Here is a 22812-nt window from a genome sequence, read left to right as displayed (position 1 = left end):
GGGCCGTCAGGCTAGCGGCTGAGCCTGCCGGGCAGTTGGGCGATGATTTTATCAATCTCGCGCCAGGCCGTTGGCTGGGATTGCGCCTGGGGTAGGTTGGAGGCTCGCAAGCCTAGGTAGGCTATGCGGTCCGCCGCCTGATTGAGGGGGTCGCCTGCGTGTCCCAGCACGCGGCCGATGGTGGCCTTGCCAAAGGTGTGGTAGTCCTTCCACGCGGTGCGGAAGCGGGAGCGGGCGGTGGGGGAGACCCCGCGCCAGCGCTTGTGGTCCTGGCCGCCGCCAAGGATGTGGTCCACGGCTTCGAGGGCGGCGACGGAGTCGGACTCGATGATCACGCGTGGGAAGCGATTGCGATGGGCGTATTTTAGGGCCATGGTGATGGTCTCGAGTTCGAGTTCATCGGTGCCGGCGGTGGTCATGCGGGTGCGTAGCTGGTAGTCGCCGTTGGAGGCCACGAAGCACATGCAGCCTTTGGTGAGGGTGTCTGAGGAGGCATCGGTGGCAATGCGCACCTCCTGGCCGCGGCGGCGCATGCTGGAGCGGTTGGGCAGCCAGTGGGTGGGTGGGGCTTCGACGGCAGCGGTGGCTTTTTCGGGGGCCTCGCCGGCTTTACGGGAGCGTTTAAGGGCCTGGGCTTCGTGTTGCTTGCGCAGGTTGCGGGCGCGGTCCCCGGCGCGGTTTTCTTCGGCGAAGGAGCCGGTGACGGCGAAGCCTTCTTTGCGCAGAAGTCCCGCCAGGCCAGTTTGGCGGCGTCCGACCACTATCCAGCGCCGCTGCGGGGTGTGGCGCAGGGCCTTGTGGACTTCTGCTAGGACTCGCGGGTTGGGGTCAGCGTCCATGGTTTTGCCGGTGCGCACGAAGCGGCGGGCGGGGCGTTTGGCGTGGGCGGCGACGTCGACGGAGATGACCCAGCCGTGGAGTTTGCCGTGCGGGGCAGATTTGTAGGGGATGTCCCACAAGGCGATGGCCACGTGGGTGCGGGAGTTCACCATATCCGTGGTCACCTTGCGTGTTGAGTAGGTCCGGGAGGCCTTGCCAATGAGCGTGGTGAGGTCGACGGGGGTGGGTTTGGACATGCCTCTAACCTAGTGCACCGGGTGTAGCGAGTGCCCCCGTGGGCACGCTCATTTTCCAGATTGTTGAACAACCTTTTAGAATCTGTGCATCGCAACCGTGCGACTTACATCACGAAAGGCTAATTACCGTGAGTGCAGAAACAACGACGGTCCAAAATCCGTCCGCGCAGAATCCACCCAAGGGCATCGGCGCCATGGTCGGCGCCATGTTCCTCATGGCAACCTCCGCCATCGGTCCGGGCTTTTTGACCCAGACCTCCGTCTTTACCGTCCAGATGGGCGCGGCTTTTGCCTTCGCCATCTTCTTGTCCATCATCGTGGACATCGCTATTCAGCTCAACGTGTGGCGCGTGCTGGCCGTGTCCGGCATGCGGGCCAATACCCTGGGCAACACCGTGTTGCCGGGCCTGGGTTGGGTCATCGCCGTCTTTGTGTTTATCGGCGGCCTGGTCTTTAACATCGGCAACATTGCAGGCGCGGGCCTGGGCATTAATGCCATGCTGGGCCTGGATGCACGCTGGGGCGGCGTTATCGCCTCGGCTATCGCTATCTTTATCTTCGTCTCCCGCAAGGCCGGCATTGCTCTTGACCGCCTGGTGGCGGCGCTGGGCGCGATCATGATTTTGCTCATGCTCTACGTGGCTATTGTTTCCCAGCCGCCGGTGGGCCAGGCCCTGAAGAACGCCGTGCTGCCGGAGGAAGTGGACTTCTTCGTCATTACCACGTTGATCGGCGGCACGGTGGGCGGCTACATCACCTTCGCCGGTGCACACCGTCTGATTGATAATGGCCTCACCGGCCCGGAGCACGTCAAGTCCATTACCCAAACTTCCGTGTGGGGCATTCTGATTACCGGCATTATGCGCGTGCTGCTCTTCCTGGCCATCCTAGGTGTGGTGGCCGGCGGTGTAGTGCTGTCGAAGGACAATACCGCCGCGGACGCCTTCTACCACGCTGCTGGGGAAATTGGCCTGCGTGCCTTCGGTATGGTGCTCTTTGCTGCTGGTTTGTCTTCGGTGATTGGTGCTTCCTATACCTCGATTTCCTTCGTCACCTCCCAGGACACCCCGCAGCGCACTCGTAACCTGGCCACCATCGTCTTCATCGTGGTGTGCACCGTGGCCTTTGTTATCCTGCGCACCGCCCCGCAGAAGCTCCTGATTTTCGCCGGCGCATTCAACGGTCTTATCCTGCCGCTGGGCTTTGCTGTGGTGATGTGGGTGGCGTGGCGCCGCCAGGACCTCCTGGGCGGCTACAAGTACCCCAAGTGGCTGCTGATTCTGGGCGCTGTGGCCTGGCTGTTGACCATCTTCATTGGTGTGCGTGCCTTCTCTGGCATCACTGCCTTGTGGGCATAGGAATCACTCATGCTTGGTGCTTCCTCTACCCCGGCGCAGGTGCGCGCCTATGTGCGCGAGCACCCGGTGCGCTCTACGGCGGGTCTGGCCCGCGGCTTCATGCAGGCTAATTTGTTGGCGGTGCCGCAGCGCCACGCCTTCGATTTTCTGCTTTTTGCCCAGCGCAACCCCAAGCCGTGCCCGATTGTGGGTGTGCTGGAGGCCGGGCAGTATTCCTCCCCGCTGCTGCCAGGGGGCGACATCCGTACCGATGTCCCCGGCTACCGCGTCTTTGCTGAAGGCCAGTTGGTAGCAGAGCCTGCCGATGCCCTGGCCCACTGGCGCGAGGACCTGGTGGGGTTCCTGATCGGGTGTTCCTTTACTTTTGAGACCGCCTTGGCAGATAACGGCATCGCGTTGGCCCATATCGAGCAAGGGCGCAATGTGCCCATGTACCGCACCAACATTGCCACTGAACGCGCAGGAATCTTTGGCGGGCCGATGGTGGTCTCCATGCGCCCCATTCCCGCCGCTCAGGTGGCGGATGCCGTGCGGGTGACCTCCCGTTACCCCCAAGTTCACGGTGCCCCGGTTCACGTGGGCAATCCGGAGGAGATTGGTATTGGGGATGTGTCCCAGCCGGATTTTGGGGAGGCCGTGGACATTCCTGCCGGACACATTCCGGTGTTTTGGGCCTGCGGGGTTACCCCACAGGCGGTGGTTATGGACTCGTGTCCGGAGCTGGCCATTACGCACCAGCCGGGCAAGATGCTAGTCACCGATGCCCGGGATGTGGACTACCAGGTGCCCTAGGGGCTGCTGAGCCCGGCTCTGGGCTGACCAAGATTGGACTCAGGGTAGTGCGCTTAGCCTTCTAGCAGGCCGGTGATTTTTTCCAAGGTCTGCAGGAGGCAGGCGCGGCAGTAATCGGCGGCATCGGCACGCTTGTCCTGCGCAATCAGCTGTGCCAAGCGCACGTTGGACTCAATGTGATCGGTGTGGATGTCGGGGTAGCGGGGGATGAGCAACAAAAAGGTCAGCCGCATGCGCGCTAACAGGTGGGACATTTCGCGGTCCAGGGACGCAGAACCGGCCGCGGCCACCAACGCGCGATGGAAGCGCTGATTGATATTTGAGACCTGCTGCGGTTGCCCGGCAGCAGCAAAGGCGCGCGCGGATTGGGCCAGTTCCACTAGCGCCTGGGGGTTAGCAAACGTCCCCCACGCCACCCCGGCGGGCTCTAGCGCGGCGCGGGCCAGGTAGAGGTCGCGGACATAGGCGGCATCGGGAGTGGCAATAAAGACCCCGCGGTAGGGCTCGCGGTGGATCAGCTGCTGGGCGCTAAGCATGGCAAAGGACTCCCGCAGGGTATTGCGGGAGCAGGAAAAACGCTGCGCAGCCCGGACCTCGCTGAGCTGCTGGCCGGGCTGGAATTCGCCGTCGGATATGGCTTCCCGGATGGCGGAAGCAACGGTGTCTGCTAGCACGCAGTACACCTTAACCGACGGCTAGTTGATGGTTGCCATCACCGTGGTCGGGGTCAGGCGATCGCCCTCCTTGGCTGCTAAGGAAATGGTGCCGGACTTCGGGGCCTTAATGGTAGATTCCATCTTCATGGCTTCCACGGTGGCAATGGCATCGCCAGCTTCTACTGTGTCGCCATCAGCGACTTCCCAAGCCACCAGGTTGGCCTCGAAGGGGGCGGTAACAGCACCCTCGTCGCCAGCTTGCGCGCCACCGGCGGCCGGGGCAGCAGAGCCCGCTGCCGGGTTAGCGGAGGCCTGGAAGAGCTCCACCGGCAAGCCTACGGACACCAGCTTGCCGTCAATTTCCACCGCCACATTGCGGCGCTGGGTGTAGATGGCCTCCACCTTATCTACCTGCAGCGCGGCAGAAGGCCGGTAGTTGTTATCCACCCAGTCGGTGTACACGCCGCTGCCTTCGGCCAGGGAGTGCAGGGCCGGCTCGTCTACCATGTCACGGTGGAAGGGCACCACAGTGCGCACGCCCGCCACGGTGAATTCGCGCAGCGCCGCCCGCGCGCGGGCCAAGGCCGTATCGCGGTCCGGGCCCCAGACGATCAGCTTGGCAATGAGCGAGTCATAGTAGGGCGGGACAATTGAGCCGGAGCGCACGGCGGCATCGACACGAATGCCCGGGCCCGTCGGCGGCTCGAAGTGGGTAATGGTGCCAGGGCAGGGGGCGAAACCATTGAGGATGTCCTCGGCATTGATACGGAACTCAAAGGCATGGCCGTGCGACTGCGGGTCCTCGCTAAAGGACAGGGGCTCCCCGGCGGCAATGCGGAACTGCTCGGCGATAATGTCCACGCCAGTCACTGCCTCCGTAACCGGGTGTTCCACCTGCACGCGGGTGTTGACCTCCAGGAAGGAGATGGTGCCATCGGCGGAGACGATGTATTCCACCGTGCCAGCGCCGGTGTAGCCAACCTTGGAGCAAATGGCGCGAGCACCTTCGATGATGCCCTCGCGCTGGGCATCGGTCAGCCCGGGGGCGGGGGCTTCCTCAATGAGCTTCTGGAAGCGACGCTGCGTAGAGCAATCCCGGGTGCCCAGCACGCGGACGTTGCCGTGGGCATCGGCAAGCACTTGGGCCTCCACGTGGCGGGGCTGGGTGAGGAACTTCTCCACGTAGCACTCCGCGCGGCCAAAAGCCTCCATGGCCTCGCGGCCGGCGGAGTTGAAGGCGCCCTCGATGTCCTCTATGGAATCAACCACCTTCAGCCCGCGCCCGCCACCGCCATAGGCAGCCTTGATGGCAATGGGCAGCCCGTGCTCTTCAGCAAAAGCGCGCGCCTCCTGCCAGTCATCAATGGGATCAGAAGTACCCGGAGCCAGTGGTGCACCAACTTCTTCTGCCACCCGGCGGGCGGCAATCTTATCCCCCAGCAAGTCAATGGCATCCGGGTCTGGGCCGATCCATAGCAACCCGGCTTCGCGCACCGTGCGGGCAAACTCGGAGTTCTCAGACAAAAAGCCATAGCCGGGGTGGATGGCGTCTGCACCCGCGCGCACCGCGATGTCTAGTAGCGCGGGGACATTCATGTACGTATCTGCCGCGGTGTTGCCGGGGAGGGCATAGGCCTCATCGGCGACCTGGGTGTGCAGGGCCCCGGCGTCGGCCTCGGAGTAAATGGCCACGGACTTGATGCCCAAGTCGCGGGCAACGCGGGCAACGCGCACGGCGATTTCGCCGCGGTTAGCAATCAGGACGGTCTTAATCTTCACGGTTTTCTCCCACTAAATCGAAGTGCACGCGGGCTCCCGGGGGGAGCTGAGCGGCGATGTCTATGTCTTCTTCCAAAACGGTGGCAATAACGGGGTAGCCGCCGGTCACTGCGTGGTCCCGCAGGAAGATCACCGGCTGGCCAGACGGGGGAATCTGGATGCTGCCCGCCACCATGCCCTCACTGGGCAACTCCCCGGTGCGGGTGCGCTCGATGGTCATCTGCCCGTCGGGGCCCAGCAGGCGCACGCCCACCCGGTTACTGTCTGGGCTTACCGTCCACTCCGTGGAGGTGAACGCGGCTAGGGACTGCTGGCTAAACCAGTCATCCCGCGGCCCCAGTACGCAGCGCAGCCGGCCCACGGTGGTACCACCCTGGACAGTCACCCGCAGGGGGTTGGTCAGCTGCGCATCCGTCATGGCCGCTGAGCGCGGCAGCACCCCAATGATGTCCCCGGCCTGCACCGGAGCCGGCCCCAGCCCGGAGAGTACGTCCGTGGCGGAAGAACCCAGCTCGCTATCAGCCACAATTCCACCGCGGATAGCCAAGTAAGAACGCATGCCCACGGTGGGCGGTTCAATGGTGATCGTGTGCCCGGCGGTAACCAGCACTGGCCGGGCCAGGTGCACGGGCATATCTCCCAGCCGCACGCGGGCCTGCGCCCCGGTAACCGCAATCACGGTGTCCGTTAGCGCCTTGAGGCAGAGTCCACCAATGTTTTCGAGCACCGTGGCCCCGCGCGGATTGCCCACGGCAATGTTGGCAGTGGCTGCCGATGCCCTATCGCCCGCACCTGAAGGCGTGACCCCCAGGTCCCCGCGTCCCGGGCGCCCCAAGTCTTGGTATACGGTCAACAGTCCGGCGTCGAGGACTTCCATGCGCGGCAGGCGTGCCGGGGCGCGCTTAGCGGTGGTGTCATCCGCAATGAACTCCGGCAGGGAGTTCACGGCGCGGTAACGCACCCGGTCGCCTGGTTGGACCAGGGCTGGGGGTTGGGCGTGGGATTGCCACATGGGGGTGGTGGTGCGCCCGAGTAGCTGCCAGCCGCCGGGGGAGACGCGCGGGTAGACCGCAGAGAATTCGCCCGCGATGGCCACCGCGCCAGCCGGGACGGCCTTGCGGGGGGTATCGCGGCGGGGGATGCTTAGCGCGCGCTCTGGGTTGGCGGGGGTGCAATAGCTAAAGCCGGGGGCAAAACCGCCAAAGGCCGCGGACCACTCGGTGGAGGTGTGCCAGTCGATCAGGGCCTCGGTGGACATGCCGGCGTGGGCGGCGGCTTCCTCAAGGTCTTCGCCGTCATAGAGGACGTCGATGTCTACGGTGCGCGGCTCTGCTGCGCGCTGGGCCTGGGGGCGAAACTCCGGTAGTGCCTCTGCGGCGGCGCGGGCGCTATTGGGGGTCTCGAAGGTTAGCAGCAGGGTGGTGGCTGCGGCAATGCAGTCCACTTGGTCCTTGAGCGGTTGGGCGCTGAGTGCTGCGTGCCAATCCATGACTGCGGTCAGGCCGGGCAGGTCAATGAGCAGGGCGCGGGTGCCCACGGGATGAATTTGCATTAGGCAAAACTCCGGACGTCGATGCCGCGCTGGGCCAGCTGCGCTACCACGCCGCGTAGCATCTCTACCGCACCCGCGGAGTCCCCGTGGGTGCACACGGACTGCGCGTCCACGCTCAAGCGGGTGCCGTCATAGGCGGTAATGGAGCCGGACTCGGCAACTTGGAGGACCCGGGCCACTACGTCGGCGGGGTCGTGGAGCACCGCGTGGTCTTGGGTGCGTGAGACCAGGGTGCCGTCGGCGTTGTAGTTACGGTCCGCGAAGGCCTCGCGGATGACGGTCAGCCCGGCCTTTTCAGCCATGTCCACGGCCACACCGCCAGGGAGCAGCAAAAGGGGCAGGTCACCGAAGGCTTTGACACCGTCGATGACGGCTTGGGCCTGGTCCCGGTGGTGGACGATGGCGTTGTAGAGCGCCCCGTGGGGTTTGACGTAGCGTACTGCAGTGCCGTTGGCCCGTGCCAGGGCGTCGAGGGCGCCGATCTGATAGGTGACTTCATCGGCCAGCTCGGCGGGGGAGTAGTCGATGAAGCGACGGCCAAATGCGGCCTTGTCATTGTAGGCAGGGTGCGCGCCCACGGTGACGCCGTGGGCGGCGCAGTCGCGCAGGGTGGCGGCGATGGAGTGGGGCTCGCCGGCGTGGAAGCCGCAGGCCACGTTGGCGGAAGACACCATCTCCAGCATGGCGGCGTCATCGGCAACCGGATTGCCGGCGGTGGTTTCTCCCAGGTCGGCGTTGAGGTCTATGTGCAGGCTGGCCAAGGCTGACACGTCCTTCCCATGAGTTGCTCACGCCCACAGCGGGCGTGATTGTTGAACAATATGGGGTTTAGTGTAGCCCGCGTCACCCGCCGGTGGGGAATGCTACCCCCGCAACCCGGCCTGCCAGCCCAAACGCCGGGCCCTGCTGCCCCGGGGAGCAAGCTCGCGCGTAAGCGATGGAGTTGGCCCCAAGTGCTAATCCGCAGCTGTCGGGATGCCCGCGCAGCGCAACAGCGATGCCGCCGTGCGGTCCGTCTCTTGTAGCATGAGCGGATCCGTGCCCGGCATGGGGGAGATGGTGGTATCCGGCCACTGCGCGTAGGTGGGAATACCCACAATGTGCAGCCGCGTATCCACGCTGCCATCCGGGTGGACGACCAGGCGCTCCCAGGTGGTTTCCGGGGAGCCGGTGGGGTGGCCGTGGTCCACGAACGGGCGCACGCGCTGGGCCAGAGAAACCGCGAGAGGATCAGCGGGCTGACGCACATCCGGCGAGTGCATCCAGGCATCGATCAGCCACGGGCTGCGCACTTCTCCGACCGCGCTGTGCATAGCAAACTCGCCGTCTTCCGGGTGTGCCCGCAGCTGCGGGTGTGCCCCTAGGAAGCTGACCAGCCCGGCGTCAACCAAGGCCAGCAACTGGCGGGTGCGAAACAGTGGGGGCCCGGAGCCCACCATCTGGCCGAAGGCCATAAACTCCCGGTAGGCGCCGTTACGCGACTCCCAGGTCATCCGCCCTTCGGACCCGGCAATAGAGACCGGCTTGCGGGCCGCCGAGATCTCCCACAACGCGGCCTTGAGTGCAGAGTCCGCCGCCGCTACCGCAGCGTCAATGTCACGGGCCAAGCCTTGGGCAATAAACTCCGTGAGCTGCGCAGCGCTGCCCCCGGCAAAAGTGGCCAGCGGATCCATCCACGCGCCCAAATCCAAGGGCTCGGCGCTTACTCCATCGAGTGCATCCCGCAGCTGCTCACCCAGGCCAGCAAAGGAGGAATGGTGCAGCTGTGCGGCGTCAATACGCCGTTCAATCTCCTCCAGATCCACGCGCAGCATCTCCCCAGCAACCCGTGCCTGGGTGCGGTAGTACTGCGCATAGGCATCCCGCACCAACGCAGGGGCAAGGTCGGCGCTAAAGTCCACCTCTCCGCCAGCAGGCAGCGCGGCTATGGCCGCGCGCAGACGTGAGAGGTTCGCCGCCGGTGGCAATGCGTGGTACTCCGACTTAGGGATGTAGGGGTAGCCGCGCCCGGAGGCCACCACTAAGTGTGGCTCGCGCCCGGATGGCTCGTAGCGCAACCCAGAGCGCGCTTGCGGGTCCGGGTGGAAGCTCCCACCGCGGTCACTACTTAGCAGGGCCATGACGTCGAAGAAGCCCATGCCCAAACCGCGCACCAGTACCTTCTGTCCGGCCGGGACTGCGCAGAGTGGTTGTTCTACAGGATTGTCCGGGCGCACCCAGTGCAGCGGGGTTTGCGCCGTTGCGGACTGCTCCACTGCCTGCGCCAGGACCTGCTCGGAGTCCGTGAGGCCCGGGACCTGCCACCCTGCGGCAAGGACGGTGGCGTGGGCGGTGACCGAGGAGGAATCGGCAAGCTCAATGCAATCGGAGTCCTTACCGGGGTGGATGGCCACGGCGCGGCAGTGGTGGGAGGTCACGCGCACGCTGGCAGGCAGCTGCGCCACGGACACCGCAAAAGCCCACTCCAGGTAGGCGCCGTAGAGCGCGCGGGAGGGGTTGGACTCCGGGACGGTGGCAGCAATTTCTGCGGCGAAGTTCTGGGTGATCTCTGGGGCTACCGGGTGGGAATCGAACAGCGCCACCTTGGCTGGGGCAATGCCCGCGCGCTCACCACGCAGCAACTGGATCCACTCGAACTGGGTGGGGCCTTCCAGCACGGGCGCGCTCATGGTGGATCCGGGCTCGGTAAACAGGGTGACGGCCCCGGCCAGAGTGTTCATGCACAGGGTGTGGGTCTGGGTGGTCTCCCAGATGCGCCCGGCGCCATGCTGGGCGTCGTCGATGAGGTGCAGGTTAATAGCGGGGGCATCGGCCGGAATGGCGCGCAGGTGGGCGGCCAGGCGCTCGATGAGGGAGATGCCGCGCGGGCCCATGCCGATGATGGCGATGGAGGCAGTGGTCATTTTATTCATCCTTCGTGCGGGCGTGGTGCGGGCGTAGTGCGGGCCTATCAGCTCGCGGAATACGAAATTAATTAGACTGTGCGGTCTACTCGAATAATACAACTAAGTCTAGACTGTGTTAAATTCACACCTTAAAAATCAACACTCTTCGCACACGCAAGGGAAAGACATCAGGGAAAGACACCACAGTGAAACCATTACGGAAATCTCTCCGCCTCGCCGCGGGGCTGCTCGCTGCTGGCCTGACCGCGGGGCTACTCACCGGCTGCACGCCCGCGTCGGAGTCAGACGACCAGCAGATTCTGACCTACCTGGAGCCGCAATTCTTCCGCACGCTCTACCCGCCAGCAGCCGGGTTCTACCCCAACGGTGGGGTGGTCAATCAGCTCACCGATCGCCTGCTCTACCAGGATCCGGAGACTCTGGAGCTCTCGCCCTGGATCGCCACGGAGATGCCCAAGGTTAACGCGGACGCCACCGAGTACACCTTCACCATCCGCACGGATGTGACCTACTCCGACGGCTCCAAGCTCACCGCCCAGAACGTGGTAGACAACTTCGACCTCTACGCCCTGGGGGATAAGTCGCGCACCCTGACCACCTCCGAGCAGATTGCCAACTATGAGCGCGGCGAGGTCCTGGCGCCAAACAAGGTGAAGTTCTACTTCTCCAAGCCCTCCCCGGGCTTTTTGCAGGCGACTTCCTCCTATAATGCTGGCCTGCTCTCAGACGCCACCCTAGCGCTGGACAACGAGGGCTTTGGCCCCGGCAACGCCGTCAACATCATTGGCTCCGGGCCCTTTGTGGTCGACAGCGAAGAGATTGGCACGGACCTAGTACTCAAGGCCCGCGAGGACTACGACTGGGCGCCCCCAGCCGTGGCCCACCAGGGCCGCGCCCAGATTGATGGCATCCACTATGTGCTCGCGGCGGAGGAGTCCGTGCGCACCGGCGCGATCGTCTCCGGCCAAGCAGACATCGCGCGCCAGATTTCCGCCCCTCAGGAGCCGCTGCTTAAGGACAAGGGCATTGACATCATCTCCCGCGGCACGAACTCCATGAATAACCAGCTGACCTTCCGCTTCAACCACCCTATTTTGCAGGATAAGCGGGTGCGCGAAGCTCTGATTCATGGCATTAACCGCGAGGAGATCCTGCGCGTGCTCTTCTCTGAGTCCTACCCGCTGGCCACGTCCTCGGTGGCCAAGACCGGCCTGGGGTATAAGGACCAGTCCGCGGCCTATACCTATGACCCGGAAGAGTCCAAGCGCTTGCTTGATGCAGCAGGCTGGACCCCGGGCGCCGATGGTATCCGGGTGAAGGATGGCCAGCGTTTGGTGCTGCGCTCTAACACGGCGCTGCCCCAGCCGCGCTCGAAGGAAGTGATGACTATGGTCCAAGACCAGCTGCGCAGGCTGGGCATTGAACTGCAGATTAATGCCGGGGACCAGGCCACACAGAACGCGGACGCCAAGGACATCAACAAGGTGCAGATTTATCACACCATGGTGGGGCGCGCGGACTATGACGTGATTACCTCGCACTATGGCATTGCTAGCCGCGACAGCTTCCTTAATCAAGATGCAGATGGCAACCCCATTGACGCCCATTTGCAGGAGCTTCTTGATGCCGTCACCTCCACCCCCGATGAACCCGGCCGCCGGGCAGCCGTGGAGGTCGTGCAGGATTACGTCACCCAACAGGCCTACACCTTGCCGTTGTTTGAAGAGCCGGTGGTCTATGCCGTCAGCAGCCGGGTGAAGGGCTTTAGCCCGGAATCCGTGGCCCGCCCGTGGTTCTACCAGGTCACGCTGGAGGAGGAGAACTAATGACTCGCAATCAAATTCTGGCCCGCATTGGCCAGGCGGTGCTGGTGTTGTTTATCACCTACACCGTTGCCTTCTTCCTGCTGTCTGCCTTGCCTTCCGATGCCGTCCAGTCCCGCTTCGGCGACCCCGCCCTGGGCTTATCCCAGGCTGAAATTGACGCCATCCGGGAGGAAATGGGCGTAGACAAGCCGCTGCTGGTGCAGTACTTTACCTCTTTGCTGGGGTTCTTGACCGGCCAGTTTGGTAACTCCACCCAGACCGGCGCCCCCGTGGCCACGCTTATTGCTGATGCCTTCCCGCACACGCTCGCCCTAGCAGCCAGCGCCATTGGGCTAGCCGCCGTGGTGGCGCTAGTGGTGGCCTTCCTGGCCACCTTGCCGGGCTTGGGCGCGCTGTCCACCTTCTTCCGTGGTTTGCCCTCCTTCATGGTCTCCCTGCCCGGCTTTTGGATCGGCATCCTGCTTATCCAGCTGTTTTCTTTCCAGCTGGGTTGGGCGCCGGTGATTAACGCCGATGGCTGGCGCGGTTTGGTGCTGCCCACGCTGACTCTGGCGGTGCCCATGGCGGCGCCGCTAATCCAGGTGCTCATTCGCTCCATTGAGGAAACCCAAGGCAGGCCGTTTGTGCAGGCGGTGCGCGCGCGAGGGGCATCGGAAAGCTGGATCTTCTGGCGCAATATCCTGCGCAATTCGCTGTTGCCTGCCTTGACCATGGTGGGCCTGCTCTTTGGTGAGCTCGTGGGCGGCGCTGTGGTCACGGAGACTGTTTTTGGTCGCACCGGTTTGGGGCAGATGACCGCCCAGGCCGTGGCCAACCGGGATACCCCAGTGCTGCTGGCCGTTGTCCTCATTGCCGCGACTGCCTATGTGGTGATCAACTTGGTGGTTGACCTCATCTACCCCGTGGTTGACGTGCGTCTGCGCACCCCGCGCGCGGGCGCTAGCTCTGTCACGTCTGTCACGTCTGCCGATGCCCCCGCCGCTGTAGCTGCCCACAGCGCGACACCCCAGGCCGCAACCGATCAGGAAGGAGTGGTGCGCTGATGAACACCACGCACAAGCGCAACCCGTGGTTGGCCCCGGGTTCTGTCATCTCACTCATCATCCTGGCCGTGGCGTTTACGGCGGCACTGTTCCCAGGACTGTTTACCCCGGCGGACCCCTACGCCGGAACCGACGTCGCGTTGTTGCCGCCAGGGGAGGGCCACCTGCTGGGCACCGACGCCGTGGGCCGCGATTTGTATGCCCGCATTGTCTATGGCGCCCGCCAATCGCTGCTCGGCGCACTCATCGCCGTGGCAGTCGGCCTGGTGCTGGGCACCCTCATTGGCCTGGTGGCCGGCGCTACCCGCGGGTGGGTAGACGCGGTGCTCATGCGCATTGTTGATGTGGCCTTGTCTATCCCGGGCATTTTGCTCTCACTGTCCATCATCATTGTGCTGGGCTTTGGCTCCATCCAGGCTGCAGTGGCCGTGGGTGCGACCTCTGTGGCTACCTTCGCCCGCCTGGCCCGCTCCCAGGTGATGTCGGTGGTGCAGGCTGATTTTGTCGAGGCCGCCTATGGGGCCGGCGCCACCCGGTCCCAGGTGCTCTTTGGACACATTCTGCCCAACTCACTCACCCCGGTTATTGCTCTGGCCACCCTGCAGTTCGGTACGGCGATTTTGCAGCTATCCATCTTGGGCTTCCTGGGATATGGTGCGCCGCCACCCACCCCGGAGTGGGGCCTTATCATCGCTGAGGGCCGCGACTTCATGGCCACCGCCTGGTGGCTCATCATCTTGCCCGGCCTGGCCATCGTGGCCGTGGTGATGTCCGCCAACCGCTTGTCCCAGAACTTCTCCGTGGAGGACTAGAAATATGACTACTTCACAGCAGCCCCTGCTGTCCATCCGCGATCTCAATGTCAGCTACCGCACCAAGGCTGGGACTACCCCGGCGGTCCAGGGGGTGAACCTGGACGTGTACCCGGGGCAGATGACTGCGATTGTGGGAGAGTCCGGTTCCGGCAAGACTACCTCCGCCATGGCGGCTATTGGCCTGTTGCCGTCCAACGCCCATGTTGATGCCGGAAGCATTCACTTCTGCGGCACCGAGCTTGCGGGTCTGCGCCCGAAGCAATGGCGTAGCCTGCGCGGCAAGCGCATTGGGCTGATTCCGCAGGATCCCAATAACTCGCTCAACCCCTTAAAAACCATCGGGGCTTCCGTGGAGGAGGGCCTGGCCATTCACGGCGAGGGCACCGCGCAGTCCCGCCGCCAGCGCGCGTTGGAGTTGCTGGAGCGCGTAGGCATTGATGATCCGCAGCGCCGTTATGCCCAGTACCCGCATGAGCTCTCCGGCGGTATGAAGCAGCGCGTGCTTATCGCTGCGGCGGTGGCCTTGCGCCCGGAGCTCATCATCGCAGATGAGCCCACCTCCGCGCTGGATGTCACCGTGCAAAAGGTCATCTTGGACTTGTTGGATGAGTTGCGCGCGGAGACCGGCACGGGCATCTTGTTCATTACCCATGATCTGGCGGTGGCTGGTGACCGCGCGGACCGCATTGTGGTCATGGAGTCCGGCCACGTCCGCGAGGAGGGGTGGGCGGCCACGGTGCTCACCGAGCCTGCCCACGCTTATACGCGCCGTTTGCTTGCCGATGCCCCCTCCCTCAACCTCGCCACCGTCCCCACCGTTGGTGCTTCCGCGAAGCAGCGTACGGCGCGCACGGGGCAGCCGCTGGTGGAAGTCAGTGGCCTGACCCAGCGCTTTGGGGACTTTACTGCGGTAGACGATGTCTCCTTTATGGTGGGTAAGGGCACCACGCACGCGCTGGTGGGGGAGTCTGGCTCCGGAAAGACCACCACCGGTAGGGCCATAGCCATGTTCAATCAGCCGACATCGGGAAGCATCCGCGTGGGTGGGGTAGAGGTTACTGCCCTGCGCGGTGCAGAGCAGCGCGAGGCCCGCAAGCGTATCCAGCTGGTCTACCAGAACCCCTTTGGTTCTTTGGATCCCCGCCAGTCGATTGGGCAGACGATCGCCGCGCCCCTGCGTAACCTGACGGGGGCATCTAAGGCTAAAGCCACCGAGCGGGCGCGGGAGTTTATGCGGCTCGTGGCGTTGAACCCGGATTTCTTTGACCGCCGCCCGAAGGAGCTTTCCGGGGGCCAGCGCCAGCGCGTGGCTATTGCACGCGCCATGATTGTCGAACCCGAGCTGGTTATCTTGGATGAGGCCGTCTCTGCCTTGGACGTGACGGTTCAAGCGCAGATCCTTGACCTGCTGGAGCAGCTGCAGCAGGAACTTGACCTGACCTACATATTCATCTCCCACGATCTGGCAGTGGTTAATCACATTTCCGATACGGTCTCTGTGTTTAGCCATGGCAAGCAGGTAGAGACCGGTCGCACCGGCGAGGTCTTTGCCCAACCGCAGGCTGCGGTAACTCGCAAGCTCATCGAGGCTATTCCAGGCTCGCGCTATCGTGCGGGAGACCTCAACATGGGGCTGTAGGGCTTAGTGTGGGGTGTTATAGCCCCCCCCCAATGTCGCACAGCGTCCACCAGTACTGACTAGCAGAACTGACCAGCAGAACCGACTAACAGAAAGGCACGGCGCAACCATGGCGCACACTGAACAACCGGACATCATCGACCAACTCTCCGGAGCATCTGCGCAGGTCGCCGCCCTCCGGCGGCGCCGCCCGGACGCGGTGGACAACGCGCAGGAGTCCTTCCGCGCGCTGCTAGAACCGGAGCAGCCGGGTGATTTCACCTACGCGCAGCGCTACGCAGTCGCAGCCTTTGTGGCTGGCATTTACCAGGCGGTCAATGCCCGCACCTTCTACGCGGACTTGCTCGCCGATGAAGCCGAGCCCAGCCTGGTGGAGGCTGTCGATACCGCCATTGCGCGCGGGCAGGCCCACGGCCCGCACATCGGCGGTGGGTACACCACCTTCGCGGACCTGGCTGATGAATCTGCCCTGGGGCCCCGCCTGGCCGCCGCCTTCGACTTCGCCCACCTACTGGCCTTCCACCCCAAAGACGCCACCCCGGCAGCCATTGGCCACCTGCAACAAGCCGGCTGGAGCGATGATGACCTGGTCAGCCTGGCCCAGCTGATTTCCTTCCTCTCCTTCCAGCTGCGGGTCATCCACGGCCTGGCTGTGCTGGGCGGCCAGGACCCGCAGTCCGCCCACCAGCAGGCTCCCGCGCCGGACGAGCCGCAGCCGCAGTGGCAACCCGGCCCACGCACCTTGGAGCCAGACGTCGTGGCACCACAGGGCTTTGTCAACCACTCCTTGGGGTGGCGTCCCTGGGTGGCGCCGCTGCCCAAGGAGGAATTTACCCCGGCGCACACGGCGGCGCTTATTCGCCCGGAGCGTATTGGCTCCGAGTATTTCCGCCTCCTGGCACGCGACCCTAACGCCCTGGCGGCACGCACCCGCACTGACCTGGACATCTTCTATAACACCGACGGTGGCTTGGGCCGGGCGGAGCGCGAACTAGCCGCTACGGTAGTCTCCAGGCTCAACGGCTGTGAGTTCTGCGCCTCGGTGCACCAGGCACGCTCAAAGGAAGAAGGCGGGGATGCTGCGGCAATCGATCGCCTGTTAGATCAGGGAGTGGATGCCGATCTGGGTTCGCCGCTGTGGGGCGTGCTGCGTGACGCCTCCCGGGAGCTGACCAAGTCCCCCTTTGCCTTCAATTCCGGCTGCGTGGCCAAGCTGCGCGCGGTGGGGTGCGAGGACTTGGACATAATTGATCTGATCAACTCTGCCGCCTTCTTCAACTGGGCTAATCGGCTGATGCTCACCCTCGGCGCGCCAGATGTCCCCAAGCGTTTCCGTGAATCCCGGTAGTCTGGGTGCCCATGACTGATTCGACTGCACCACAGGTTTCCAGTGCCCCTACGTCTTACTCGACCGCCAAGGTCGCCGTTGTCACCGGCGCCACGGGCGGGATGGGGCGCCATATTATCGCAGACCTAGCCCGCGATCACCTGGTTTACGCCGTGGGCCGGCGGGACGTGGCCCAGCTGCCCAATGTGGTGGGCGTCCACCTGGACTTGGTGGAGGCCCTGGACGCTCTCGCCGCAGGTGAGGATCTACCTGCGGGCTGGCGTCAACTGGCCAGCTTGGAGCGGGTGGATGTGCTCGTTCATGCTGCCGCGCGTGCGGAGAAGTTGTCTGTGGCGCAGGCCAGTGTTGGCCAGTGGCGCGAGCAGATGGATCTCAATGTACATGCCCCCGCAATGCTCACTCAGGCCCTATTGCCGGGCTTACGCAAGGCGGAGGGGACTGTGATCTTTATCAATTCCGGGGCCGGGCGGCACTCTTATGCTGACAATACGGTCTATGCCGCGACCAAGCATGCTCTGTATGCGGTGGCGGACGGGCTGCGGCTGGCGGAGTTAGGAATTCGGGTGGCCACGGTAGCCCCCGGGCCCACGGATACTCCGATGCTTGCTGGTTTGCAAGACTACGATTCTGCGCACGTCATCGCCCCAATTGAGGTGGCTCGAGCGGTGCGCGCGGTGGTTGATGCCGGTCCCACCGTCCAGCTAACCGAGGTGCAGGTGCGCCCGCGGGTGGAGCTGCACTTGCGTTCTTAGGGCGGCGCTAGGGTGGGGTTGGCGGCTAAAATGTTTGCTTAGCCGCACTCACCGTTTGGGGCAACCTTAAGGGACGCTAAGGCGAATCTAGGAAGAATTTCTATTAGTTATTCGCTATTATTGTACCTCGTGACTGGAAACTTTCGCCGTAAGCCCACCTACTTGGTTATCTCGGATAACTTGCGATCCAAGATAGAGAGCAAGGAGCTGCGCCCCGGGGACCGATTTCCCACCGAACGTGAATTGGTCGACGAGTATGGCGTAGCTCGCATGACGGTTCGTCATGCCCTGGAAATCTTGCAACTCGAAGGCCTCATTGACCGCCGTCGGGGACGCACCGGCGGCACTTTCGTTCGCGCCATCCCGCCGGTGGTTGAGCTCACCGACTTGGAGGGCATCTACGCCCAGCTCGCGGCCAAGGGTGCGCCCATCCAGGCCCGCGTACTTTCCTTGGAAAAGCGCGCCGCCCCGCGCCACATTGCGGCGTCTATGGAGCTAGAAGAAGGCGAGCAAATCTGGGAGCTGCAGCGCATCCGCCTCAATGATCAGACCCCCATTAGTGTGTCCACCCACTACATGCCGGTGGACATCTTCCCGGATCTGGACTCGTGGACGCTGAACAGCGTGATGAGCAGCAACGGCGTCTACAAGCGGGAGGTTATTAGCCCCCAGTTGCCCACGGACGCGGAGCAGACCCACCTACTGGTGGGAAGGCTGACCCCGCTGCTGCGCTTGCAGCGCACGGTGTGGGATACGAGTGGCCGCGTCACGGAATACTCCCTGGAGACCCTGCGGCCCGATGCCGTGACCCTTACCGCCGTAGTCGGCGAGCCGGTGGCCCTCCCGCCGACCATTGACTAGGGCGCACCGGCTGGCAGGCGGCGATTAGGCCGCATCAACCTTCCGGTTGCGCAGCGCGCGGGCCACGCGGTCACGCTGTTCGAGGATAATGCGTCGCAGACCTCCAGCCAGTTCGCGGCCCAAGAACTCATCGGCGCGGGCGATGCCCTCTTCGCTAATGTCGCGGTAGGGGAAGAGCCCGCCCACCGCCATCTGGGCGATCTCTGAAGACTGCAACTTCCACATTCCTTCTGCGACCTCGAAGAACTCTGCAGTAGGCACCAGATCCTCGCTGCCACGGGCAGTAAGCCCCGCCAGCTTGGACTCAAGCTCGCGGTTGCCCAGGCTGCCCGCAACAATCTCCTCCCACACGGCCCGCTTATTCTCCGCAGTAGGAATGGCGGCCAGCGCGCGCAGTGAACCCTGGTAGCCGGTGGCGGTATTATCACGCTTCAGCTCGGCAGCAATGGCTTGCTCCGGGTTGTCCACAGCCTCTGCAGCGCACAACGCGGCCAGTGCCTTCCACCGCAGCGCAGCGTTATCGGAAGTCTCCAACACGGACTCCAGGAACTCCCGCGTCGCGCCGGTGGCCTGCAAGCGAGTGAGCGCCTGGGCATAGATCAGGGCACGCTGCGGTGAGGGGTCCTGGGTGCCGGCCAAGAGGGCATCGGCAAGCTGTGTGTCCTGGGCAGCCCACTGGGGATCGGCGTAAGAATCCTGCGCCGCGATAGCCTGGGAAATAATGCGCTCCAGCACTGCTGTCTCGGTTTCAGCGCCCGCACCGCGCGCCACCAGCGCCACGAAGTCGCGGGCGCGCATCTGGCCAGCCCGCGTCATCTCCCACGCCGCGGACCAACACAGCGTGCGTGCCATCGGATCTGCAAACTTATCAATGTTGCCCAGCGCAAATGCCAGCGAGTCCGCGTCGAACTCAATTAGTGCATACGTCAGGTCATCATCATTAACCAGCACAAAATCCGCTGCCGGGGTGCCGATGAGCTGGGCAACCTCCGTGGCCGCACCATCGACATCCAGCTCCACCCGGTGTACGCGCTGGACCTGGCCATCCACCAGGTTGTACAGGCCCACGGCCAAGCGGTGGGTGCGCAGTACCTCGCCGTCTTGTTCCACGCGGAAGGCCGTGTAGGCGCCATCGTGGACCTCAAAGACCGGGCGCAGGGTGTTGACCCCAGAGGTTTTGAGCCATTGCTGCGCCCAGAAGCTCAAGTCGCGGCCAGATGCCTGCTCCAAATGGCCTAGCAGATCATCGAAGGTGGCGTTGCCCCAGGCATGGGTGGTGAAGTGGCGGCGAACCCCCGCCAGGAACTCCTCGCGGCCCACATAAGCCTGCAGCTGCTTCAACGTAGAGGCGCCCTTTGCGTAGGTGATGCCGTCAAAATTCTGCTCCACCGTCTCTATATCGGAGGCATCCGTGGAAATCGGGTGCGTGGTAGGCAGCTGATCCTGCTCATAAGCCCAGGCTTTTTCCACATTGGCAAAAGTCACCCACGCGGTGTCATACTCGGTCTCTTCTGCTTGCGAAATTGCCGCCGACCAGGTGGCAAAGGACTCATTGAGCCACAGATCATCCCACCACTGCATGGTGACCAAGTCTCCGAACCACATATGCGCCAGCTCGTGGAGGACTGTATCTGCGCGGCGCTCGTACATGTACGGGGTGGCCTCGGAGGTAAAGACGTACTCGTCGCGCAGCGTCACACAGCCGGCGTTTTCCATTGCGCCCGCGTTGAACTCTGGAACAAAAATCTGGTCATACTTGCCAAAGGGGTAGGCAAAGCCAAAGTTGCGGTGGTACCAGTCAAAGCCCTGTTTGGTCTCGGTAAATAGGCGCTGGGCATCCAGGGCGTGCAGCATGGACTTGCGGCAGTAGATTCCTAGCGGGACTTCCAGCTCTTGGGCGGGCTTGCCTTCTGGGTGGGCTTGGAGCTGGCCCGTCCAGGTGTCATGGACGCCCACATACGGCCCGGCGCACAGCGCCACCAGGTAGGTCGACAGCGGGTAGTCCACGTGGGAGGTCCAGGTGTTGTCCTGGCGAGTAGTGTCCGCGTTGGTGATCACGGTCCAGTGCTGCGGGGTGATAAAGCTCAGCTGGTAGGTGGCCTTGAGGTCTGGCTGATCAAAGCAGGCGAAGACGCGCTTGGCGTCTGCGGTCTCAAATTGCGTGTACAGATAGGCCTCGCCGTCGGCGGGATCTGTGAAGCGGTGCAGGCCCTCACCGGTGCGTGAGTACTCAATGTCTGCCTCGACCTCTAGCTGGTGGCGGCCAACGTGCAGGCCGGAGAGCGCAATGCCGTATTCCGGGTTATAGGAATCCACCGGCAGCGGCGCGCCATTGAAGCGCACCGAATTAAGCCGGGTGGCGCGCAAATCGATAAAGGTACTGCCGGGTGTGGTTACTTCGAAGTCCACCACGGTGCGGGAGACAAACTCTTCTTCTCCCCGCAGATCCAGGGTGACGTCGTAGTGGTGCACACGCAGCATGCCAGAGCGGGCGGCCGCCTCTGCGCGGGTGAGATTAATTGAGGTCAAAGGTCAAACTCCTTGTGAGTCGAATCCGGCGCAGACGTGCTGCCTGCGCCGCAGAACCGGTAGTCGGCAACTGTGCTGAAAACTAGCCGCGTTTCAGATTAGTCTGGGTAGACATGCGCGCGGCAACTTCCGCGCCGTTGGATGCAAACCGCGAGTCCAAAGGAGAAAGAGCCTATGTCCACGCCCACCGCAGATAACACCGTGAAGTTCTGGTTTGATTGCACCTGCCCGTTCGCCTGGGCTACCTCCCGCTGGATCAAGGAAGTAGAAAAGGTCCGTAGCATTCGTGTGGAGTTCATTCCGATGTCGCTGTCGGTGCTCAACGATGGCCGCGACCTGGACCCCGGCTACATGGAGATGATGAAGGCCGCCTGGGGCCCGGCACGCGTGGCCGCCAAGGTGGCCACCGACGCCCCGGAGAAGGTGGACGCCTACTACACCGCCATGGGGGAGCTGATTCACGGTGCAGGCGAAGGCGGCAAAAAGGGCTTTGGTGCCTACGATGCCCTCATTGCCCAAGCCCTGGCCCAAGCTGATCTGCCTGCCGAGTTCGCCGCAGTGGCCAATACCGAAGACGTTGATGCCCAGCTGCGTGCCTTCCACGGCCAGGCCATGGATGCTGTGGGCGATGAGGTTGGCACCCCCGTGGTCCAGCTGGGGGACACCGCCTTCTTCGGCCCCGTTATTACCCGCATTCCTACCGGCGAGGAAGCAGGCGAGATTTTCGATGCCGCCTTCCGCCTGGCCCAGTACCCCTACTTCTTCGAAATCAAGCGCACCCGCACGGAAGCCCCGCAGGTACAAACTGGCTAACTATCGGGATAAGTGCTAGTGACTCGGTTTCGAAAATCACTATTCGCAGCTAGATCGATAAGTTCGTGAAGCATTGAACTTTGCCTTCAATGCTTCAAAATCAGTATTGCTTAAGGGGACTTCATCTGTGGAATAGCAGACTCGAGAGCTACCTAGGTGATTCGCGTAAAGATCTCTGCCCTTGCTTGCTGCACGGATTTTACTGTGGGGGCTGCCAAGTGCGCGTATTTGGTAGGGGTGTTCCGGGAAGTTGGTCGGGGTGGTGTTCCGGGTTGTTGGTAGGGCTGCCAGCCCCGGCGTTGCATGGCCGGGCTGGTGTTTGGGGTTAGGTGTTCGTGTTGTCGCGGATGGTTGCAAGATGCTTGCGCATGTCAAAGTCCCCAATTTCTATATGGCGCTCGCTGCTGATCCTGCTGACGAGTGAGTCTGCTCCGACTCGGTTGGGTAGGGCCTTGAGCCAGTAGCCTGCACTCGATTGCGATCAATTGATGGGCGGGAGTCGGCCGTCTCTTTCAACAAAGATTTTGGTTAGGTCGTCTTGACCACGGGAGTCAGTGTGCATGTGGTCAGCAATAGAAAACCCGACGGACCTGCGGGAATAAGAGTCGATGACGGTCGCGAGATACAGATTTGTTCCTCCTTGGATAGGCAGGTAAGTGATATCGCCAACGTGCAAATGGTTGGTCTCATCGGCACGGAAACTCCTTTTGACCAGGTCTGGGAATATCCGGCGGGAAGAAGCGGACACCGTGGTTTTCGCACGGCGCTTCTTGCTGAAGCCGTGCAGGCCTCATTTCTTCATCACTCGCGCCACACGCTTGTGGTTGGCTCGGCCAACTGTCGTCGCGCTCGGAAAGTTCAGCTGGAATTCGTTTGGCTCCGTAGAGGCCTTTTGCCAGTGCCGTGCCTGTCGACCCAGCTCGATAGGGGATTTCGCGATTGGAGCACCCCAAGGCAGAAGCAATCGCGTCATAGCTTTTGCCTTCCAGCCACATCGCCATGATCTCTTTGAATTCAGCCATGAACATGGCCTCCTTAGCCATGAAAACGTGTCACGATGCCGCAGA

At 63.2% G+C, this 22812-nt stretch carries 17 protein-coding genes and 2 pseudogenes; 10 read left to right on the top strand and 9 right to left on the bottom strand.

Annotated features, from left to right (window positions below; all coding sequences use genetic code 11):
- Nucleotides 1-11 precede the first annotated feature (11 nt).
- Nucleotides 12-1076 carry a ribonuclease HI gene (locus G7Y31_RS09115; RefSeq protein WP_165009731.1) on the bottom strand — a complete coding sequence of 355 codons (1065 nt, stop codon included), beginning with the start codon at nt 1074-1076 and terminating at the stop codon, nt 12-14.
- 194 nt (nt 1077-1270) lie between these two features.
- Between G7Y31_RS09115 and G7Y31_RS09110 the strand changes: the two genes are divergently transcribed.
- Together G7Y31_RS09110 and G7Y31_RS09105 are read left to right on the top strand one after the other, a co-directional pair.
- Nucleotides 1271-2434, top strand: coding sequence for an NRAMP family divalent metal transporter (locus G7Y31_RS09110; RefSeq protein ID WP_165009839.1), 1164 nt, complete (start codon nt 1271-1273; stop codon nt 2432-2434).
- Between the two features lie 9 nt (nt 2435-2443).
- Entirely contained in the window at nt 2444-3226 is a 783-nt protein-coding gene (locus tag G7Y31_RS09105) for a putative hydro-lyase (protein ID WP_165009729.1), read from the top strand.
- A 53-nt stretch (nt 3227-3279) separates the two neighbouring features.
- On the opposite strand, the gene G7Y31_RS09100 is transcribed toward G7Y31_RS09105, so the two are convergent.
- The 5 genes from G7Y31_RS09100 to G7Y31_RS09080 form a co-directional block, all read right to left on the bottom strand.
- Entirely contained in the window at nt 3280-3900 is a 621-nt protein-coding gene (locus G7Y31_RS09100; RefSeq protein WP_165009727.1) for a GntR family transcriptional regulator, read from the bottom strand.
- Between the two features lie 21 nt (nt 3901-3921).
- The gene (locus G7Y31_RS09095; protein WP_165009725.1) at nt 3922-5661 is read right to left on the bottom strand and encodes an acetyl/propionyl/methylcrotonyl-CoA carboxylase subunit alpha; all 1740 of its coding nucleotides are present in this window, start codon (nt 5659-5661) and stop codon (nt 3922-3924) included.
- Nucleotides 5651-7213 carry a 5-oxoprolinase subunit B/C family protein gene (locus G7Y31_RS09090; RefSeq protein WP_165009723.1) on the bottom strand — a complete coding sequence of 521 codons (1563 nt, stop codon included), beginning with the start codon at nt 7211-7213 and terminating at the stop codon, nt 5651-5653. Before G7Y31_RS09090 ends, G7Y31_RS09095 begins: the two co-directional genes overlap by 11 nt.
- Nucleotides 7213-7974, bottom strand: coding sequence for a LamB/YcsF family protein (locus tag G7Y31_RS09085; protein WP_165009836.1), 762 nt, complete (start codon nt 7972-7974; stop codon nt 7213-7215). Before G7Y31_RS09085 ends, G7Y31_RS09090 begins: the two co-directional genes overlap by 1 nt.
- A 195-nt stretch (nt 7975-8169) precedes the next feature.
- Nucleotides 8170-10116, bottom strand: a complete 1947-nt coding sequence (locus tag G7Y31_RS09080; RefSeq protein WP_165009721.1) for an FAD/NAD(P)-binding protein — start codon at nt 10114-10116, stop codon at nt 8170-8172.
- Between the two features lie 188 nt (nt 10117-10304).
- Between G7Y31_RS09080 and G7Y31_RS09075 the strand changes: the two genes are divergently transcribed.
- From G7Y31_RS09075 to G7Y31_RS09045, 7 genes are all read left to right on the top strand, one after another.
- On the top strand, nt 10305-11945 hold the full coding sequence (locus tag G7Y31_RS09075) for a TIGR04028 family ABC transporter substrate-binding protein (protein ID WP_165009719.1): 1641 nt from the start codon (nt 10305-10307) through the stop codon (nt 11943-11945).
- Nucleotides 11945-12988 (top strand): ABC transporter permease, encoded by a 1044-nt coding sequence (locus G7Y31_RS09070; protein WP_165009717.1) that lies wholly within the window; start codon nt 11945-11947, stop codon nt 12986-12988. The genes G7Y31_RS09075 and G7Y31_RS09070 overlap by 1 nt, the downstream gene beginning before the upstream one ends.
- Complete coding sequence (locus G7Y31_RS09065) at nt 12988-13800, top strand: ABC transporter permease (RefSeq protein WP_165009715.1); 813 nt, start codon at nt 12988-12990, stop codon at nt 13798-13800. The genes G7Y31_RS09070 and G7Y31_RS09065 overlap by 1 nt, the downstream gene beginning before the upstream one ends.
- A 4-nt stretch (nt 13801-13804) precedes the next feature.
- On the top strand, nt 13805-15442 hold the full coding sequence (locus G7Y31_RS09060) for a dipeptide ABC transporter ATP-binding protein (protein ID WP_165009713.1): 1638 nt from the start codon (nt 13805-13807) through the stop codon (nt 15440-15442).
- A 109-nt stretch (nt 15443-15551) separates the two neighbouring features.
- A complete protein-coding gene (locus tag G7Y31_RS09055) occupies nt 15552-16790 on the top strand; it encodes an alkylhydroperoxidase domain protein (RefSeq protein WP_165009711.1) in 1239 nt (412 codons plus the stop codon).
- Between the two features lie 11 nt (nt 16791-16801).
- A complete protein-coding gene (locus G7Y31_RS09050; RefSeq protein ID WP_165009709.1) occupies nt 16802-17542 on the top strand; it encodes an SDR family oxidoreductase in 741 nt (246 codons plus the stop codon).
- Between the two features lie 129 nt (nt 17543-17671).
- Entirely contained in the window at nt 17672-18403 is a 732-nt protein-coding gene (locus G7Y31_RS09045) for a GntR family transcriptional regulator (protein ID WP_165009707.1), read from the top strand.
- A 24-nt stretch (nt 18404-18427) separates the two neighbouring features.
- Here G7Y31_RS09045 and pepN read toward each other — a convergent pair whose 3' ends face one another.
- Nucleotides 18428-20932, bottom strand: coding sequence for an aminopeptidase N (pepN, locus tag G7Y31_RS09040; RefSeq protein ID WP_165009705.1), 2505 nt, complete (start codon nt 20930-20932; stop codon nt 18428-18430).
- Between the two features lie 174 nt (nt 20933-21106).
- Here pepN and G7Y31_RS09035 point away from each other — a divergent pair, with 174 nt between their 5' ends.
- Nucleotides 21107-21745, top strand: coding sequence for a mycothiol-dependent nitroreductase Rv2466c family protein (locus G7Y31_RS09035; protein ID WP_165009703.1), 639 nt, complete (start codon nt 21107-21109; stop codon nt 21743-21745).
- A gap of 325 nt (nt 21746-22070) precedes the next feature.
- On the opposite strand, the pseudogene G7Y31_RS12135 reads toward G7Y31_RS09035, so the two are convergent.
- Nucleotides 22071-22298: pseudogene (locus G7Y31_RS12135) on the bottom strand (ATP-binding protein); the annotation flags it as partial.
- A pseudogene (locus G7Y31_RS11945) lies at nt 22299-22635 on the bottom strand (IS3 family transposase); the annotation flags it as partial.
- Nucleotides 22636-22812: the final 177 nt, after the last annotated feature.

Origin of the sequence: Corynebacterium lizhenjunii (assembly GCF_011038655.2) — a bacterium.
GTDB lineage: Bacteria > Actinomycetota > Actinomycetes > Mycobacteriales > Mycobacteriaceae > Corynebacterium > Corynebacterium lizhenjunii.
The sequence above is the reverse complement of the archived record's forward strand: the minus strand, read 5'-3'. Positions and strand labels throughout refer to the sequence as shown.

Excerpts from the sequence above, each read along its gene's own strand:
- G7Y31_RS09070 (WP_165009717.1), top strand. The coding sequence starts at position 11,945 with ATGACTCGCAATCAAATTCTGGCCCGCATTGGCCAGGCGGTGCTGGTG.
- G7Y31_RS09090 (WP_165009723.1), bottom strand. The coding sequence starts at position 7,213 with ATGCAAATTCATCCCGTGGGCACCCGCGCCCTGCTCATTGACCTGCCC.
- G7Y31_RS09080 (WP_165009721.1), bottom strand. The coding sequence starts at position 10,116 with ATGACCACTGCCTCCATCGCCATCATCGGCATGGGCCCGCGCGGCATC.
- G7Y31_RS09050 (WP_165009709.1), top strand. The coding sequence starts at position 16,802 with ATGACTGATTCGACTGCACCACAGGTTTCCAGTGCCCCTACGTCTTAC.
- G7Y31_RS09105 (WP_165009729.1), top strand. The coding sequence starts at position 2,444 with ATGCTTGGTGCTTCCTCTACCCCGGCGCAGGTGCGCGCCTATGTGCGC.
- G7Y31_RS09035 (WP_165009703.1), top strand. The coding sequence starts at position 21,107 with ATGTCCACGCCCACCGCAGATAACACCGTGAAGTTCTGGTTTGATTGC.
- G7Y31_RS09110 (WP_165009839.1), top strand. The coding sequence starts at position 1,271 with ATGGTCGGCGCCATGTTCCTCATGGCAACCTCCGCCATCGGTCCGGGC.
- G7Y31_RS09055 (WP_165009711.1), top strand. The coding sequence starts at position 15,552 with ATGGCGCACACTGAACAACCGGACATCATCGACCAACTCTCCGGAGCA.
- G7Y31_RS09065 (WP_165009715.1), top strand. The coding sequence starts at position 12,988 with ATGAACACCACGCACAAGCGCAACCCGTGGTTGGCCCCGGGTTCTGTC.
- G7Y31_RS09115 (WP_165009731.1), bottom strand. The coding sequence starts at position 1,076 with ATGTCCAAACCCACCCCCGTCGACCTCACCACGCTCATTGGCAAGGCC.
- G7Y31_RS09060 (WP_165009713.1), top strand. The coding sequence starts at position 13,805 with ATGACTACTTCACAGCAGCCCCTGCTGTCCATCCGCGATCTCAATGTC.